We start from the raw sequence: 16,378 nt of genomic DNA, 5'->3' as shown, positions 1-16,378 counted from the left end.
TTGCCGCCAATCGGAGCGAGCGCGCGGTGACCGCCGTCACCGACCTCACGAGCAGGCTGCTTTCCGGCTGGTGCGATCTGCCCTGCTCCCCGATCGCGTCATCGATCGCCCGCCGCTGGGTGTCGGCGATGCTCGCCTCCTGGGATCTGCCTCTCTGCGCCGCCAACGAGGCGACGATCGCCGAGCTGACCAGCGAGCTGGTCACGAACGCGGTCCAGCACGCCGCCCTGCCCGCTCGCGGATCCTGCGACATAAGGATCAACGTGCGGGTGGGGGACACCACGGTCTGGCTGGCGGTCTGCGACCCCGATCCGACCCTGCCCACGCAGCGAGCCCCTGACTTCCTCGCCGAAAGCGGGCGTGGGCTGTTCCTGGTGGATGCGCAGGCCGACCAGTGGGGCGCCGTCCAGCACGAAGCCGGCAAGTACGTCTGGTTCAGCCTGGAGTGCCTCGGCGGCGCCCGAGGGGCGGGCCAGGCGCCGCCTGCCAGGACATTCGCTGAGCGTTACCTATCCGGCGCCACGAACACGAAGGAGATTCCGCCATGTCCCCCGTCGTCCTTCCCCACGACGTCCGCGGCTCCGGGCCGCACCGCGTAATCGCCTTGCACGGCTGGTTCGGAGACCGCGACTCCTTCAGGAAGATCCAGCCCTACCTGGACGGCGACGCCTTCACCTACGCCTTCCCCGACTACCGGGGGTACGGCGAGGCCCGTGACCTCACCGGCGAGTACACCCTCGCCGAGATCGCCGCCGACGTGACAGCACTCGCCGACAAGCTGGGCTGGGAGAGCTTCTCCCTGGTCGGACACTCGATGGGCGGCACGGCGATGCAGCGGGTGATGCTGGACGCCCCCGGCCGGGTCCGCAAGCTCGTCGGCGTCTCTCCGGTGCCGGCCTCCGGCGTGCCGTTCGACGACGACGGGTGGGCGCTGTTCTCCGGCTCCGCCGAGGAGCCCGCCAACCGTCGTGCGATCATCGATCTCACCACCGGCAACCGGCTTCCGGGCACATGGCTCGACGAGATGGTGGACAACTCGCTGCGTAACTCCACGGTGGTCGCCTACCGGGCCTATCTGGATGCCTGGGCGCGTACCGACTTCCACACCGAGGTGGCCGGCGCCACCACGCCCGTGCTCGTCATCGCCGGTGAGCACGACCCCGCGCTTTCCGCCGACGTCATGCGGGGTACGTGGCTGCAGTGGTACCCGAACGCCGAGCTGCTGACATTCGCAGACGCCGGCCACTACGCGATGGATGAGACACCGCTGGCCCTGGTGTCCGCCATCGAACGTTTCCTGGCCGCCTGACAATCTCCAGAGGGGATGTCCATGATCGACACGAATGCGACGGTCAACGTGTTCGACCCGCGCATCTACACACGGGGCATCCCGCACGAAACGTACCGCTGGCTGCGCGACCACGACCCCGTGCACTGGCAGGAGGAGCACAAAGTCGGTGACTGGCCGGCGGGGCCCGGGTTCTGGGCGGTGACTCGCCACGCGGACGTCGTACGCGTGTTGCGCACGCCGACGGAGTACAGCTCCTGGCTCGGCGCCACCCAGATCCGTGACCCGGACCTCGCCGACCTGTCGTTCATCCGGCGCACGATGCTCAACCTCGATCCGCCGGACCACGGCCGGCTCCGGCGGATCGTCTCCGGCGCGTTCACCGCCAGGCGCATGGAACGCTTCACGACCGGCATCGCGGCACGGGCGCGTCTGCTCGTCGACGAGATCGCCGAGCGAGGCGAGTGCGACCTGCCGGTGCACGTGACCGACGACTACCCCATCCACAACCTCGCGGATCTCCTCGGCATCCCCTCCGCCGATCGCGGCCAGATCCTGGAGTGGACCAACCGCGTGATCGGCTACCAGGATCCCGACCACGCGACCGTCGTACACGGCCCGGACGGCAAGCCGGCCAATCCGCGGTCCCCGGCCATGCTCAGCGACATGTTCGAGTACGCTCACTCCCTCGCCGCCTACAAGCGCCGGAATCCGGCAGGCGACGTCATGACCGCGCTCGCCACGGCGGAGGTGGACGGGCAGCGTCTCACCGATCCCGAACTGTCGATGTTCTTCTTTCTCCTGGTCATCGCGGGCAACGACACCGTGCGTTCGGCCCTGCCCGGCGGGATGCTCGCCTTGTTCGACCATCCCGGCCAGCATCGCCGGCTGCTCGATCAGCCTGAGCTCCTCGACTCGGCCATCGAGGAGATGCTGCGCTGGCATCCCCCCGTCCTCAGCTTCCGGCGTACCGCTGTACGTGACACCGTCCTGGCCGGGCGGCGCATCGCCGCGGGCGACAAGGTCGTCGTCTTTCACGGTTCCGCCAACTTCGACGAGCGGCAGTTCCCTGACCCGATGCGTTTCGACATCGCACGCCGGCCCAATGACCACATCTCGTTCGGGGATGGCCCGCACGTGTGCCTCGGCTCCCGTTTCGCCCGGCTGCAACTCCGCACGTTCTACCGCGAACTGCTTTGGCGGCTGCCGGACGTCGAACTCGCCGGACCACCTGTCCGGCTGGTGTCGAACTTCATCGGCGGCATCAAGCACCTGCCCGTGCGCTACACCCCCGCGCCTCGCCTAGGCATCGAATGACCGCGGAGCAGCACGGCACGGCCGCCTCCATGGCGGGCTCGAAGACGATCGACACCGGACTGCGGCTCCTGGAGATCCTCAGGGACCATCCGGACGGGTTGACGATCACCGAACTCGCGCAGCTGGCCGGGATCCATCGCAACGCCGTCTCCCGCCATCTGGCCGCGCTCGGCAACCATCGGCTGGTCGCACGGGTCGGCACCCGCTTCACCCTCGGCCTCGGCATCGTCGAGCTCAACGCCGCCGTGCAGCACAGGCTCCGCAGCGCGGCCGCCTCCGCGCTCCAGGCGCTGGCCGACACCTGCAACGCCACCGCATTCATCACCGTGCTCGACATCGACGAGAGCCAGGCGGTCGTGCTCACCGTGGCCGAGCCACGCGTCTCGCAGTTCCACGTCAGCTATCGCACCGGCACCCGGCACCCCGCGAACCGCGGCGCCTCGGGGATCGCCATCCTGGCCGGCCGCCCGCCCTGCCCGGGGGAGCGCCCAGAGATAGCGCAGGCCCGCATCACCGGCTACTCGGTCACCACGGGCGAGCTGCAGCCCGGAGCGTGGGGTGTCGCCGCCCCGATCACCACACCAGGGCGCCCGGCCGACGCCAGCGTGGGCGTGGTCACCATCGGCGTGCGGGACGAGAACGCGATCGCCCCAGTGGTGCTCAGCGCCGCGACCGCGATCGCGCGGCTTCTCTAGCGCGCCAGGAGCCCGTACGAGCCAGCCCGTTACGTGCCCGATGGCCGACGGCCGTGGCGGTCAAACGGTACACCGGCTTGGTCAGCCTGGAGAGAGTACCGGGGTTCGACTGCGGTCGCATGCAAAGATCGTCACGAGCCGGCTTGGCCGCCCTGACGGGGCTCGACCCCTGCCTGACCCGGCACGCCGCCGTGTCACGGGGGCCGGAGAGAACCCCGTGGCAAGCTGTGGCTGCGCGGGTCGGCATGCCGTCAAGCGGCGTCGAGGGCTTCGGTGATCTTGCGGGCCATCTCGGTCATGGTGGGGCTGGGCTCGCCCTTCTGGGTCTGGGCGGCGGCTTCGATGGCGACGATGACGGTGTTGCGGAAGTTGTCGGCCTCTGCCGGAGCCTGCTGCTTGAGCAGGCTCATGGCTGCGGTCAGGGCAGGCAGCACGTGGTCGGCCAGTTCGGCCACCGACTTGCCGTACAGGTTGATGTCCTTGCTCTTTGCGGCGAGTACGTGCCCGACCAGGCCGGTCGCCGAAGCCAGGGCGATGGAGCCTTCGGTCGCGATCTTGTGGGGCGAGCCGGCGGCACCGGCAGCGGCCAGCAGTGAGACGGCGCCGTACGCGGCGGTGCGCAGGGTGGCCTTGTCCTGGTCGGTAAGGGTGATGGACATGCTGGTGTGCTCCTTCAAAGCTGTTACGTAATGCGATGGAACGGACGGATGGTGGAATGCGACCCCACTGGTGCCCGGTATCTGGATTGCTGAGGTCGGGTCGCCCGAGGGGGTCTCACCCTTGGGCGGCCCGGCCTTAGGCGGACAGGGTCAAGACCCAACTCCGGCGGAAATGTCGCCGGTTCGGCGGCCAGGGGGCTGGCCGTCGGGTGTCGTGGGTTGAGGGCGGGGGTACCGGGCGCGGGTTCGGTGTCAGTCGTCGATGGCCTGGTAGAGCGTGGTCCAGAAGTCGTGGATGAGCAGCGCCGAATTCGGGACGGACATCCCGACCTGGGTGAGCAGGATTCCGGTGAGCTGGTTGTCCGGGTCGGCGTAGGTCGAGGTGCCGCTTCCGCCGTCCCAGCCGAACTGGCCGATGGGCGCGTAGTCGCCGCGGTAGGTGCGCACCGCCATCCCCATCCCCCAGCCACCGTGCTGGCCTTGGCCGAAGGACAGATGGACGTTGTTGACGGCCATGGCGTGCCGGGCGGCTTGCTGCTCGGGCGTGAGGCGGTTGGTGGTCATCAGCTCCACAGCGGGCCGGGACAAGATCCGTTCGCTGCCGTGCATCCCGCCATTCAGCAGCATCCGGAAGTAGGCGTGGTAGTCGTCGGCGGTGGAGACCAGCCCGCCGCCGCTGCCCTGGAACGCCGGAGGGCTGCTCCAGCGTCCGCCCACGGCCTCGTCCCACACGTGGAACTCTCCGCTCTGCGGGTCGGGGGCATACAGGACCGGCAGCCGGTCGATCTTGTCGGCGGGCACGTGAAAGGCGGTGTCCTTCATACCCAGCGGATCGAAGATGCGCTCGCGCAGGAACGTCTCCAACGACTGGCCGGTGACCCTGGCCACCAGCACGCTGAGCACATCATGGCTGATCTGGTACTGCCAGCGCTCGCCGGGCTGGTACATCAGCGGAAGCGTGCCCAGGCGGCGCATCCACTCATCCGGCCCGGGCATCGGCTCCGGCAGATCAGGAGTGAGCCCCTGCTCGAAGACCGCGCCCATGATCGGCGTGCCCAGCGCCGTCATATCCATACCGAGCCCGAACGTGGAAGTCAGCAGGTCCCGCACGGTGATCGGCCGCCGCGCCGGCACGGTATCGTCCAGCGGGCCATCGATCCGCTTCAGCACCCGCCGGTCAGCCAGCTCCGGCAGCCACGGATCCACCAGATCATCCAGCCGCAGCCGGCACTCATCCAGCAACACCATCGCCGCCGCCATCGCCACCGGCTTGGACGTCGAGGCCATCCGGAAGATCGTGTCCCGGCGCATCGGCGCGCCACCGTCATGACGCATCGTCCCGATCGCTTCGACGTGCGTCTCACCACCCCGGCCGACCAGAGCCACAAGCCCGGGAATCCTCCCAGACTCGACATGCCGCGCCAGCACCTCACGCAACCTGTCCAGCCCCGTCTTGGAGAAGCCGCTACCGCTGTGTCCCATCATGAATCTCCTTGCGCACAGTGTTCGATTGGAACTCGATCACAGGACTCCCTCTGCGGCGCCACCGGCACCCACAACTGTTCGGGAATCTCTGAACGTCTGCGACAGTACATTGCATTCAGAAATCGGTCAACAGACAAAGATGGTGCATCTAGCCTGTTACCCTCAGCTCATCGAGCCAACATTGCAATGAGTCTGACGCTGAACGCAATGGGTGATCATGATTTGTATTGCAATGGGCTGCGGGTAAATGCATACTGTGCAGCGGAGTGTGCCGGGGCGCCGAGCTTCGCGCATGTCGACAGATAGGAGACGAGCACCGATGCCCGGAGGCAGACTCACCAATGAGGACCGCCAGCACATCGCCGCGTGGCTGGCCGAGGGGCTCGGATACGCAGAGATCGGCCGGCGCCTGGGGCGGCCCGCCTCGACCATCATGCGGGAGGTCACCCGCAATGGCGGACCCGACGACTACGGGGCGGACCGAGCGCAAGAGGCCACACGGCATCGTGCGCGCCGACGCAAGCAGACTCAGCCTCCCGCGCCACCGATCCCCGACACCGGCCATGGGCGGGACCCCCAAGCGGTGCAGGACTTCACGGAGTCCTTCACCGCTCTCCTCGTTCAGCAGGGGCTGCCCCGGATGGAGGCCAGGGTGCTGGCCTGCCTGTACATCACCGACTCCGGCACCCTCACCGCCGCCGACCTGGTCCAGCGGCTTCGCGTCAGCCCGGCGTCGGTCTCGCACGCCGTCGCCTTCCTCGAACAGCAGGGAATGCTCAGGCGGGAACGGGTTCCCGGCGCGCGGCGCGAGCGCTATGTCATCGACGATGAGATCTGGCTCCGGTCCATGCTTGCAGCTCTGCAGATGAACGAAGCCCTGGCGGCCGCATCGCAGCGCGGAGCCGAGATTCTCGGGGCCACAACCCCGGCGGGTGTCCGCTTCGAGTCCTCCGCCGAACTTCTTCTCCTCGTGAGCGAGGCCTTCCGGCAGGTCATGGAGCAGTGGCGGCAGAGCGTGGCCGCCCGGAGCGCCGGGCGATGGTAATGATCTCTCGGCTGACCCAACTCCTACGCCGGGGGGTGGAGGAGCGGATCTTCCCTGGAGCCGTGTGGGTCCTCAGCCTGCGGTCCCGCAGAACACCTTGATGGCGATGCCCATGACCTCTTGCGTGGACGGGTTGCGGGTGGACGGGTTGATCGACATGGTCAGCGACTTGCCCGAGTCCGAGCGGAAGGCGAACGTCTGGTATCCGATCAGCTCGCCGCTGTGACCCCACACCGTGCCGCACGGCAGCGTGTACGACTGCAGGCCGAGCCCATAGCCGAATCCGACCTTGGTGTCGACGGTCGTGCGCATGGCCTGCAGCGACTCGGTGCTGGTCAGCTTGCCGCTCAGCAGGGCGGACATGAACCGCTCCAGGTCCGCCGTGGTCGAGATCATCTCGCCCGCCGCCCAGTCGAGCGAGGGGTTCATCCGCGTGGCGTCCACGAGATCGGGCATCGGCTCGTACCCCTTGGCGTGCGGCGACGGCACCCCCGCCCGGTCGCCCGGTACGAGCGTGTGGCGCAGGTTCAGCGGGCGCAGGATGCGGCGCGCGACCTCCTCACCGTAGGGCCGGCCCGTCAGCTTCTCCACTAGCAGCCCGAGCACCACGTAGTTGGTGTTGGAGTAGTGCCACTTGCCGTCATCGGGCAGCTTCTTGGCGAAGGCCACCTTCAGCAGCTCACGCGGCTGGTAGGAGCGGAACCGCGCCTCGCCACGCCACCGGTTGGTCGAGTATCCCGGCTCACTCATGTAGTCGTACAGATGGCTGGTGTGGTTGAGGAACTGACGGACCGTTATGCGTTCCCCGCCCGGTACCAGGCCCGGCAAGTACTGATCGATGGGATCGTCGAGCCGCAGCTTGCCCTCGTCCACGAGCTGGAGCACCACGGTCGCGACGAACGTCTTGGTGACGCTGCCGATACGGAAGTACCCGCTGGGCGATGGCCGCCCGCCGCGATTGATGTCGCGCACTCCCACGGCGCCGGACCAGCTCCGGCTGTCGTCGGAGACCCGTGCCAGAGCGGCTGTCGCCCCGTTGCCCGCCACGATCTTCTCCAACTCGGGGCGTACCCCGGCGCCCTGGCCACCTGTCGCAACAGTTACCGCTACCAGCACGTTCATCATCGTCTGCATCATGGGCTCAACGCTATGGAAGGCCGACCCACGGCAGAATGGGGTGCGCCGCCTATTCCTCCTGCGGAAAACCACAGCAAGAGGCCAACAAGCGGCGACGCGGGAGCACCCGGGACAAGCCTGCCGATACGGCGCGGTCAGCCGGCCCACGGCGTACGCGTGCCCGTCGCGATGATCAGGATGTACGGCCACCAGCGCACGCCTGACGCATCGCGGACACCGGACGGGGAGTCGCCAAAACGTGATCATCCTGTCGGGTGTTCACCTGACAGACTGGGCATTCGGCTCTCCGTAGAGTCGCGACCAGCCATCTGCCGGTTGAAAGGTCGCGATGCCCACGCCGTACCCGCCGTCCAACGGGCCCGTTCATCCGCAGTGGCCGCAGGGCCAGCCGCTTGGGCAGCCTCAAGGACCCGGAGCGCAGGGCCGGCAGGCCGGTGGGTACGGGCCACCGCCACCTCAGCCGCCTCGCCGCGGCGGCGGGAAGGGGCTGCTGATCGGGCTGGTCATCGTGCTCGGCGTCCTCATGGTCGGCGGGCTGGCGACCGGCGGCTGGTTGCTCCTGCGCGCGTTCAGCGACGAACCTCACTCGGACGCGACCACCTCCGCCACCCGGCGGAAGGCCGTCGCGTCCGCGACACCGACGGTCGCGGCGGTGAAACTGCGGGCGCTCACCGGCAACCAGCTCTGCGCCGCCATCCCCGACGCGTACCGCAAAACTCTGGTCACCGACGGCAAGTACGGCGGGAACGACGCGTCCACCAGCGTGGCCACCGAGACCGAGAAGCAGGCCGCCTGCTCGTGGAACAACAACAAGATGGACGTGGGCTCCGGCGTCCTCGGCCACCGCTCGTTGAAGATCTCCGTGAAGGCCCGCAGCAGCAAATCCCAGAACGCGCTCGACTACGCCAAGGACCAGTTCGACCGCGACAAGAAATCGCATGAGCGCCGCGTCAACGTCCGCGACGGCAAACGGATCGACGGCAGAACCACCGGCTCCGCGTTCGGCCCGCTCAAGGAACTCACCCTCGGTGACGCGTCATACAGCCAGAGCTCGATCGGCCTCAGCGGCCTCTTCGCCACCGTGTACGTGCGGCAGGGCCCCTGGCTGATCGAGATCTCGTACGGCGGCGACAACCGGACCGGCGACAAATACCCCACCGGCGACTCGGTCCGCGAGGCCACGGGCAAGGTCGCCGAGCTCATCACCGCCGAGATGGCCAAGGACGCCGCCGCCGTGAAGCTCTCCGGCCCCTGCGCGATCCTCACCACCTCCACCATCAAGTCGGCCTTCTTCCCCACCGTCGAGGGCCCCTCCGTCGCCGGCAACTCCGGCAGGATCCAGCAGACCAGTTGCACCTGGAAGATCAGCGAGGCCGTCAAGCACGACCCCGGCCAGGGGTTCACCGCCCGTGGCGGCACGCTGCGCATCCACCTGACCGACTGGGGCAAGGACGGCTTCGGCTCGAAGTTCCAGTTCGACCGGGCCGCCAAGAAGTTCGACCGCTACAACGCCAAGGGCGGTATCGGCGACGCCAACATCCACACCGACTACAAGGCCCGCCAGAACATCTCCGGCCTCGGTGAGAAGGCGTTCGCCGTGGTGTCCTCCACGTACCGGCCGAAGCGCCCCGAGGAAGGCACCACCCACGAGGTCCTGGTCGAGGTCCTCCTCGGCGACCGCACCGTCGAATTCACCTACCGAGGTACGACAACCGGCGGCGGCATCATCGGTAGCCCCGGCTACCAGGCCCCAGCCTTCGATCCCGTCGTCGCGCAGTCAGCCGTCGTACGGTTGGCCAAGACCTTCGTCTCCGGCCTCAAGTAGCTGTGACACGAACTCCCCTCACCCTCCTGCTCGCGACCACACTGGCCGCCTGCACCGTCACTCCCCCGGCGGCCCCCATGGCCAGCGGTCCGACCTTGAGCACGGACCAGTGTTGGCGCTTCCACTTACGCAGAATCTCGCACGATTCCGCGACAGACCTTGTCAAGCCGTCCATCGCGGGGAGTACTCCACGTGGATGTCCTGCCCGCGGCCCGGATCCAGGTCGGGCCAGTAGAACAGCCGGCAGACGTGATAGTTGCAGGCGCCCGAGATGTACAGCGAGGTCGCGGCAGCGGGCGGCCCCTCCTTCGCCACCGCGAAAAAGTGGCGGGCAGGCTGCCGAAACGCCGCGGCGCTGCCCGTCAGAAACAGCGTCTCGGCGTGCACGTGCTGGTGGAGAGCGTCCTTGTTCTCCCGGTAGTTCAGGGCCCGGTAGTCGATCTCTTCGTCGGCGGGCAGGTCGGTGTCCGGCACCCCTGCTGTCCGTACCTCACGGGGAGAGCTTCCAGCACTGATCCGCTTTCGCACCTGCTTCCAGCGTGATGGCGGGAACTGCAACGAGTGGTGGACCAGCACGAGATCAAGCGGCCGGTCCGGGCACCTCTCCTCCTTGTCCCAGTTGGGGTTGATCCCTGGGGCGGGCGGTGTGGCGCGCATCGGCAGGTAAACCAAAGATCGTGGAGATCGTGCCGCAAGTAGCCACAGCGCGCCGATCCGTCGGCCGTCCATCCGATCCACATACATGTCGTACTGACTGCCGGTGTCGTAGAGTGCCCCATTGGCCAGGGGTTTGACGGGGCGGATCACCCGGAATTCCGCGGCTCCCAACCGCACTCGCTGGATGATGATCTTCACGTGCACGATCACTATCCAACCCGACCTCGTGTTGCCGGCGCCAGCAGCGACCATCAACTGTTTCATCCCGCTTCGCGGAGGTGAAGGACGAGGCTCACTTTGCTGAGTTGACCTGTCAGAAGAGGGCAGCAGCGGAGCTCGCGGAGAACGCGCCAGGTCTTCAACCGCGCGAGCGGCTTCCCCGTTGCCGAGAGGGCAACCCCCTGTCGGCGGGCTGCCCAATCCTGCTCAGTCCCACACGTATTCGAGGGCGGGATCGCGCTCGGCGGTCACCTCCAAACGGACCACGCCTTGGCGCGCACCGATGTGACTTTGTAGACGATCCAGTCGGCGCCGACCTGATCCGCCACCAGCGGCTTGATCTCGTACCCGCCATCATGGACGGAGACCAGGCTGAACTCTGCGGTCAAACCTCGCTTACTGACCTCGGCCAGCACGTCATCGACGGCACGGCCGCTCACCTTGGCTCGGGCCAGTTGCTCTCCGGCGCGAGTGGCTGGTGCGCAGCGGGAGCACCATCGTCCTCGTAGACGGCGAAGCCGAAGACATTGCTTCGATGCGGGTGCGGACCACGCGTGCCTGCAGGCGCTGACCGCGCGTCCCGATGAGATCCCGCTTGCCGAGTGGCATGAGCTGTCCGCTCTGACGGCCCTGTGAGCGCCGAGCGCGGTGTTAGGCGTACGGTGCTCGTCGGCAACCGCCTACCCGTTGCCGGTACCCGGGCCCGCCACCGTGACACCGCCCTGGCCGGCGGTGCGTGTGATCCGGTCGGCCTCGCCATGGTGGGCTCATGTCTCAAACGTCCCGCGCCGAGCAGCAGTCCGGCGGTACGGACGAGCGGTTCTCGCTGGTCATTGCGCCGTCTCGCCCACCTCTCCCCAAGATGGTCGCCGTAGCGATGTAGTGCCGTTCAACGCGAGGTTGAGGGCCTCCTCGGCGAGGTCGTCTCGGCCCAGCTCTCGGTGGCACGTGCGGCGTTGTTGGGAAGACGGGAACCGTCGAATCGCGGCCATCCACCTGGGCGGAGCCGAGGCAGACCCGGTGTCGGCTTTGATCCGCATCAGGTTTCCTCACCAGGTGACGGGGAGTTCGTCGACGCCGTAGATGATGGCGTCCGTTTTGAACGGCAGGTCTTCGACCGGTGCGGCGAGCCGCAGGGTGGGGATGCGGCGGAACAGCGTGTCGAAGACGATCTGCAGCTCCATCCGGGCCAGGTTCTGGCCCAGGCACTGGTGCGGGCCGAAGCCGAAGGCGAGGTGGTGGCGAGCCCCGCGCTCGACATCCAGTTCGGCCGGATTCTTGAACACCGCCGGGTCCCAGTTGGCCGACAGGCCCGAGACGATGACGCCCTCGCCGGCCTTGATGTTCGCCCCGCCGATCCGCGCGTCCTCGGTGGCCACCCGGGAGACGACCGTGTCGGTGATGGCGAAGTAGCGCAGCAGTTCCTCCACGGCCATGGGCGTCTTGCCCGGGTCGGCCTTGATCAGGGCCAGTTGCTCCGGATGGGAGAGCAGCCCGACCACGCCGAGCGAGATCATGTTCGCCGTGGTCTCGTGCCCGGCGGTCAGCAGCAGGAAGGCCAGGCTCACCAGGCCCGCGTGATCGAGGGTGCCCTCCTGGCGTTGCCGGGCGATCTGCCGGCCGAACAGGTCGTCGCCGGGTTCGGACTCCTTGCGGGTGATCAGCTCGTCGAGGTAGGCGCGCAGTTCGGCGAAGGCCCGCTGGCGGTCCTGTGACGAGGAGGTCCGGCGCACCGCCACGGCGGTGCGGCCTTGGAAGAAGTCGTGGTCGGTGTAGGGCGCGCCGAGCAGTTCGCAGATCACCAGGGACGGCACCGGCAGGGACAGCGCCTGCACCAGGTCGACCGGGCGCTGGTCGGTGGCGAGCATGTCATCGATGAAGTGGTCGACGATGTCCTGGATCCGTGGGCGCAGCGCGGCGAGCCGCTTCACGGTGAACTCGCCGATCACCGGACGCCGGGCAGCGGCGTGTTCCGCGCCGTCCATGCCGAGCATCAACGGCGGCTGGCTGCGCAGCTGCCGTAGGGTGGCGGCATCGACGTTGAAGAGCGGGAAGCCGTCCTTGCGCCGGTCGGAGGAGAAGCGGCCGTCGGCGAGGACGGCACGGCCTTCCTCATGCCCGGACACCCACCACGCCTCGCCGCCGCTGACCAGGCGGACCTTGCTGATCGGCGCCTGCTCGCGCAGTCGCTCGTACTCGGCGGGCGGGCTGAAAGGGCAGCCACGCTCGACCGGCAGCTCCAGGCTGGCGAGTTGGCCGTCAACGCTCTTCGTCATGAATGACCTCCAGTAATAGATCTGGCTGAGTGGTCCCGGTCGTTCAAGGTCGGCGTTGATACGCGCGCCGCGCCGACCGCCGCCTTCGTGGGGGACGAAGATGGCTGCGAGAGGTGTCGCCCCGGGCCTTTGCGGGGTAGCCGGCAAAGGCCCGAGGGTTGGTTGCACGTCGGTCACCAGGCGACGGGGCCAAGGCGATCGATGAAGATCCCGGTCGGTCCGTCGGCGTCGATCGTCGCGAGTTTGACGATCGGGTCGGTGCCCTCGGTGACGGTCAGCTGGCCGGTGTGATGGTTCATGTCGGTGGCGGCGAATTTCCGGTTGGCGACTTCTCCGGGAGTGATCATGTTGAATTTGATCTCCGGGAGTGCCTGGGCGTACCGGACTGTGATCATGTTCAGCGCCGTTTTCGACGAGCTGTAGGCGAGCTCGTGCATTTTCGAGGCGGGCTGGTCCGGATCGGTCACGACCGCGAAGGTACCGACGGCGCTGGACACCATCACCACCCGCGGATTGTCCGCCGCCTGCAGCAGGGGAAGGAACGCGTGCGTGACCCTGACCGGTCCGTACACGTTGGTGTCGTAGACGGAATGAATCTCCTCAGCCGTCGCGTCCGCGGGCGCAACGGCCCGCCCTGACGCGCCGGCGTTGTTGATCAACACATCCAGCCGGTCGGTGTGCTTGCGGACGAGCCGTACCGCGTCTGTCACCGACTCGTCCGAGGTCACGTCCAGCGGAACCATGACCACGTTCGCGCCGCCGTCGGTCAGCTTGTCGGCAGCCGCCCGTCCTCGCCCTTCGTCGCGCGAGCCGAGAAAGATCTTCCATCCGAGTTCCCCGAGCCTCCGGGCCGCTTCGAAACCGAGTCCTTTGTTGCCTCCAGTGATCAGCACCGAGGTCTGTTCCGAGTTCGTCATGCCCTCTAAGACGAGATGCCCCGATCGGCTGTGACACGGTGTGAGCGGCCTCACGGCCGAGAGCTTGTGACTGGTACCGGCGGGGTTGTGTCCATCGGTCAGCCCAGCTACCAGATCAGGAATCGCTGCGGTGGACACGACATGCGCTCTGCCGGGGATCCCCGACGAAGACAGTACGCACGCGAAGGTTCGGAGATGTCACTGGCGGGGTTGCTGTCTCGTCTAGGGGGTGCGGGCAATCCTCGATCAAGGAGTGGACGATGAACCTCGCGCTGTGGATCGCTGCCGGACTGCTGGCCGTGGTGGCCTTGAGCGGCGGCGTCACCAAGATGTTCGTACCCACAGAGAAACTGGCTGTGGCTCCTGGTGGTGGGTGGACCGGAAACGTCGGCGTGGGCTTCGTCAAGACCCTCGGTGTCCTGGAGTTCCTGGCCGCGGCGGGCCTGGTCCTGCCTGCCGCGCTCGGCATCGCGCCGGTTCTGGTGCCGGTTACCGCGGTCTGCTGGATCCTGCTGATGGCCGGCGCGATGATCACCCACGGTCGACGTGGCGAATCCGTGTTCGTGGTGCTGAACCTGAGCTATCTCGCGGTTGCGGCGTTCATCGCGTGGGGCCGCTTCGTCCTTGAGCCCTTCACCGGCTGACGGGCGGCGACACACAGTTCCCGATCATCTGGCCCGTCCTGCGGAGGGGCGGTGGTCGATCACGGAGAGTGATGATCATGCGGGTGTTCGTTGCAGGTGGGAGCGGGGTTCTGGGGCAGCGGCTGGTGTCGCAGCTCGTGGCGCGAGGTCACCAGGTGACGGCCACGACGACGAGTGAGGCCAAGTTGGGGCTGCTGGCGGAGTTGGGCGCAGAGGGGGTGGTGATGGACGGCCTGGATGCGATGTCGGTCGGTGAGGTGGTGGCCACGGCTCGGCCAGACGCGATCGTGCATCAGATGACCGCGATGTCGATGGCGCACGCGGGCAAGCCCGACATGAAGCACCTCGACCGGTGGTTCACCCAGACCAACCGGCTGCGCACGGAGGGGACGGACCACCTGCTGGCCGCCGCCGAGGCCACCGGGGTCTCCCACCTCGTCGCGCAGAGCAACGCCTCATGGAACGGCATCCGGCAGGGCGGATGGGTGAAGACCGAGGAGGACCCGCTGGACCTGGAGGAGGGTACGGTGGCTCACGCCGGGGCTGCGGCGATCCGCCATGTCGAGGAGGTGGTCGTCAAGGCCGGCGGTGCGGCCCTACGCTATGGCGGGCTGTACGGGCCTGGGGCCACCGACGACCAGGTGGAGTTCATCCGCAGCCAGCAGTACCCGCTGGTGGGGGGCGGTACCGGCTACTCTTCCTGGGTGCATCTGGACGATGCGGCGAGTGCCACGGTCCTGACGGTGGAGCAGAAGGCCAAAGGGGTGTTCAACATCGTGGACGACGAACCGGCCCCGGCCGGCGAATGGCTGCCGTATCTGGCGGAGTGCGCGGGAGCGAAGCGGCCGAAGCGGGTGCCCACTTGGCTGGCCCGGCTGCTGGCCGGACAGGTGGCGGTGACGATGATGACCGAGGGGCGCGGCTTCTCCAACGCCAAGGCCAAGCGGGAGCTCGGCTGGCAGCTGCGCTACCCCTCGTGGCGGCAGGGTTTCAAGGAGGAGCTGGCATGAGGGCCGAGGAGTTTCAGGAGCTGCGGCCGCTGTTGTTCTCGATCGCCTACCGGATTCTGGGCAGCGTGAGCGAGGCCGAGGACGCGGTCCAGGAGACCTGGCTGCGCTTCGAGGCCGCCCCGACCGAGCTCAGGTCGGCCAAGGCGTTCCTGTCGGCGGCGGTGACCCGGATCTCGATCGACGTGCTGCGCTCGGCCCGCGTCCGGCGGGAGGAGTACGTTGGGCCGTGGCTCCCCGAGCCGCTACTCGCCGACCCTTACCAGGACCCGGAGCGCTCGGCCGAGCTGGCCGACTCGTTGTCGATGGCGGCCTTGGTGCTGCTGGAGCGGCTGTCCCCGCTCGAGCGGGCGGTCTTCGTGCTGCGGGAGGTGTTCGACTTCGGCTTTCCCGAGGTCGCCTCGGCTGTGGAGCGCTCGGAGGCGGCATGCCGACAGCTGGCGGTGCGGGCGCGACGCCATATGGCCGCAGGCAGGCCCCGCTTCGAAGCGGACCGCAAAGAGCGAGAAGAACTGGCGTCACGGTTCTTCGACGCACTCCGCGAAGGCGACGTCGCCGGCCTGCAGAACCTGCTGGCTGCCGACGTATCGATGGTCGGCGACGGCGGCGGCAAGGCCCCGCAGCTGGCCAAGGCCGTCATCGGCGCCCGGAACGTGGCCCGGCTGCTCGCCTCTGTCTTCCCCCAGATGGCCCTGATCGGGGTGACGAGCGAGCCGCACGAGGTCAACGGCCAGCCCGGCGCGATCTTCCGCGACCGGGACGGCAAGGTGCTCCACACCCTGGCGCTCGATGTACTCGACGGGCAGATCCAGACGATCCGCGCGGTGATCAACCCCGACAAGCTCGGGCACGTGGGCCCAGTGGCAGACGCCTGGGCAATCGACCGCGAAGTAAGACAGGCACGCCGACCCACGGAATAGCCGCAACAGCCGACTGCACCACGAACCCCGCTCCAAGGGCTGTTCTCGAGTGGGCCTGAGCTGGAGGTGGGCGCCCACGAGTACGGATGAGCTGCCCGCGCCTCACCCGCGAAGTGCGCAACCTTCCCCGTCGGGACGCCCTCCAGCCAGGCCTCGGTCGGGCCTAGCGCGTCCAGGTCCTGTAAGAACGCCAGACGTCCCTTGAACTCGCCCAGCGACGCGGCTGTGCCACATCCTTCAACCCGTCGTACTCACTGCGCCGCGTGACCGGATCGACCACCAGCAAC

General features: G+C 67.9%; 16 protein-coding genes. 9 read left to right on the top strand and 7 right to left on the bottom strand.

Annotated elements, in window-relative coordinates; genetic code table 11:
- The first annotated feature begins 26 nt into the window (after positions 1–26).
- From ACTMTI_RS39735 to ACTMTI_RS39720, 4 genes are read left to right on the top strand one after another with little or no spacing between them, the layout of a single operon-like run.
- Positions 27–599 carry an ATP-binding protein gene (locus ACTMTI_RS39735; protein WP_441125935.1) on the top strand — a complete coding sequence of 191 codons (573 nt, stop codon included), beginning with the start codon at positions 27–29 and terminating at the stop codon, positions 597–599.
- A complete protein-coding gene (locus ACTMTI_RS39730; protein WP_441125934.1) occupies positions 545–1,309 on the top strand; it encodes an alpha/beta fold hydrolase in 765 nt (254 codons plus the stop codon). The genes ACTMTI_RS39735 and ACTMTI_RS39730 overlap by 55 nt, the downstream gene beginning before the upstream one ends.
- 21 nt (positions 1,310–1,330) lie before the next feature.
- Complete coding sequence (locus ACTMTI_RS39725) at positions 1,331–2,605, top strand: cytochrome P450 (RefSeq protein ID WP_441125933.1); 1,275 nt, start codon at positions 1,331–1,333, stop codon at positions 2,603–2,605.
- Entirely contained in the window at positions 2,602–3,300 is a 699-nt protein-coding gene (locus tag ACTMTI_RS39720) for an IclR family transcriptional regulator (protein WP_441125932.1), read from the top strand. The genes ACTMTI_RS39725 and ACTMTI_RS39720 overlap by 4 nt, the downstream gene beginning before the upstream one ends.
- Before the next feature lie 251 nt (positions 3,301–3,551).
- On the opposite strand, the gene ACTMTI_RS39715 is transcribed toward ACTMTI_RS39720, so the two are convergent.
- Complete coding sequence (locus tag ACTMTI_RS39715) at positions 3,552–3,959, bottom strand: hypothetical protein (RefSeq protein WP_441125931.1); 408 nt, start codon at positions 3,957–3,959, stop codon at positions 3,552–3,554.
- 252 nt (positions 3,960–4,211) lie between these two features.
- Positions 4,212–5,441 (bottom strand): serine hydrolase domain-containing protein, encoded by a 1,230-nt coding sequence (locus ACTMTI_RS39710; RefSeq protein WP_441126101.1) that lies wholly within the window; start codon positions 5,439–5,441, stop codon positions 4,212–4,214.
- Between the two features lie 322 nt (positions 5,442–5,763).
- Between ACTMTI_RS39710 and ACTMTI_RS39705 the strand changes: the two genes are divergently transcribed.
- A complete protein-coding gene (locus ACTMTI_RS39705) occupies positions 5,764–6,489 on the top strand; it encodes a helix-turn-helix domain-containing protein (protein WP_441125930.1) in 726 nt (241 codons plus the stop codon).
- Positions 6,490–6,561: 72 nt separating this feature from the next.
- Here the strand turns inward: ACTMTI_RS39705 and ACTMTI_RS39700 are convergent, their stop codons facing one another.
- Positions 6,562–7,626: a serine hydrolase domain-containing protein gene (locus tag ACTMTI_RS39700; protein ID WP_441125929.1), complete on the bottom strand. Its 1,065-nt coding sequence runs from the start codon at positions 7,624–7,626 to the stop codon at positions 6,562–6,564.
- A 328-nt stretch (positions 7,627–7,954) separates the two neighbouring features.
- Between ACTMTI_RS39700 and ACTMTI_RS39695 the strand changes: the two genes are divergently transcribed.
- Entirely contained in the window at positions 7,955–9,451 is a 1,497-nt protein-coding gene (locus ACTMTI_RS39695) for a hypothetical protein (RefSeq protein WP_441125928.1), read from the top strand.
- A gap of 162 nt (positions 9,452–9,613) precedes the next feature.
- On the opposite strand, the gene ACTMTI_RS39690 is transcribed toward ACTMTI_RS39695, so the two are convergent.
- From ACTMTI_RS39690 to ACTMTI_RS39675, 4 genes are all read right to left on the bottom strand, one after another.
- Entirely contained in the window at positions 9,614–10,312 is a 699-nt protein-coding gene (locus ACTMTI_RS39690) for a hypothetical protein (protein WP_441125927.1), read from the bottom strand.
- 263 nt (positions 10,313–10,575) lie between these two features.
- On the bottom strand, positions 10,576–10,743 hold the full coding sequence (locus tag ACTMTI_RS39685) for a hypothetical protein (protein ID WP_441125926.1): 168 nt from the start codon (positions 10,741–10,743) through the stop codon (positions 10,576–10,578).
- Between the two features lie 633 nt (positions 10,744–11,376).
- Positions 11,377–12,603, bottom strand: coding sequence for a cytochrome P450 (locus ACTMTI_RS39680; protein ID WP_441125925.1), 1,227 nt, complete (start codon positions 12,601–12,603; stop codon positions 11,377–11,379).
- Positions 12,604–12,776: 173 nt separating this feature from the next.
- Complete coding sequence (locus ACTMTI_RS39675; protein WP_441125924.1) at positions 12,777–13,658, bottom strand: SDR family NAD(P)-dependent oxidoreductase; 882 nt, start codon at positions 13,656–13,658, stop codon at positions 12,777–12,779.
- A 122-nt stretch (positions 13,659–13,780) separates the two neighbouring features.
- Here ACTMTI_RS39675 and ACTMTI_RS39670 point away from each other — a divergent pair, with 122 nt between their 5' ends.
- The 3 genes from ACTMTI_RS39670 to ACTMTI_RS39660 all read left to right on the top strand — a co-directional run bounded on the left by ACTMTI_RS39670 (position 13,781) and on the right by ACTMTI_RS39660 (position 16,091).
- Positions 13,781–14,164, top strand: coding sequence for a DoxX family protein (locus ACTMTI_RS39670; protein WP_441125923.1), 384 nt, complete (start codon positions 13,781–13,783; stop codon positions 14,162–14,164).
- A gap of 77 nt (positions 14,165–14,241) precedes the next feature.
- Positions 14,242–15,174 carry an NAD-dependent epimerase/dehydratase family protein gene (locus ACTMTI_RS39665; RefSeq protein WP_441125922.1) on the top strand — a complete coding sequence of 311 codons (933 nt, stop codon included), beginning with the start codon at positions 14,242–14,244 and terminating at the stop codon, positions 15,172–15,174.
- Positions 15,171–16,091: an RNA polymerase sigma-70 factor gene (locus ACTMTI_RS39660; protein ID WP_441125921.1), complete on the top strand. Its 921-nt coding sequence runs from the start codon at positions 15,171–15,173 to the stop codon at positions 16,089–16,091. Before ACTMTI_RS39665 ends, ACTMTI_RS39660 begins: the two co-directional genes overlap by 4 nt.
- Positions 16,092–16,378 lie beyond the last annotated feature (287 nt).

It is taken from the genome of Nonomuraea sp. H19 (assembly GCF_052068215.1).
GTDB lineage: Bacteria > Actinomycetota > Actinomycetes > Streptosporangiales > Streptosporangiaceae > Nonomuraea.
The sequence above is the reverse complement of the archived record's forward strand: the minus strand, read 5'-3'. Positions and strand labels throughout refer to the sequence as shown.

Excerpts from the sequence above, each read along its gene's own strand:
- ACTMTI_RS39705 (WP_441125930.1), top strand. The coding sequence starts at position 5,764 with ATGCCCGGAGGCAGACTCACCAATGAGGACCGCCAGCACATCGCCGCG.
- ACTMTI_RS39715 (WP_441125931.1), bottom strand. The coding sequence starts at position 3,959 with ATGTCCATCACCCTTACCGACCAGGACAAGGCCACCCTGCGCACCGCC.
- ACTMTI_RS39730 (WP_441125934.1), top strand. The coding sequence starts at position 545 with ATGTCCCCCGTCGTCCTTCCCCACGACGTCCGCGGCTCCGGGCCGCAC.
- ACTMTI_RS39720 (WP_441125932.1), top strand. The coding sequence starts at position 2,602 with ATGACCGCGGAGCAGCACGGCACGGCCGCCTCCATGGCGGGCTCGAAG.
- ACTMTI_RS39710 (WP_441126101.1), bottom strand. The coding sequence starts at position 5,441 with ATGGGACACAGCGGTAGCGGCTTCTCCAAGACGGGGCTGGACAGGTTG.
- ACTMTI_RS39695 (WP_441125928.1), top strand. The coding sequence starts at position 7,955 with ATGCCCACGCCGTACCCGCCGTCCAACGGGCCCGTTCATCCGCAGTGG.
- ACTMTI_RS39725 (WP_441125933.1), top strand. The coding sequence starts at position 1,331 with ATGATCGACACGAATGCGACGGTCAACGTGTTCGACCCGCGCATCTAC.
- ACTMTI_RS39680 (WP_441125925.1), bottom strand. The coding sequence starts at position 12,603 with ATGACGAAGAGCGTTGACGGCCAACTCGCCAGCCTGGAGCTGCCGGTC.
- ACTMTI_RS39665 (WP_441125922.1), top strand. The coding sequence starts at position 14,242 with ATGCGGGTGTTCGTTGCAGGTGGGAGCGGGGTTCTGGGGCAGCGGCTG.
- ACTMTI_RS39670 (WP_441125923.1), top strand. The coding sequence starts at position 13,781 with ATGAACCTCGCGCTGTGGATCGCTGCCGGACTGCTGGCCGTGGTGGCC.
- ACTMTI_RS39700 (WP_441125929.1), bottom strand. The coding sequence starts at position 7,626 with ATGATGCAGACGATGATGAACGTGCTGGTAGCGGTAACTGTTGCGACA.
- ACTMTI_RS39660 (WP_441125921.1), top strand. The coding sequence starts at position 15,171 with ATGAGGGCCGAGGAGTTTCAGGAGCTGCGGCCGCTGTTGTTCTCGATC.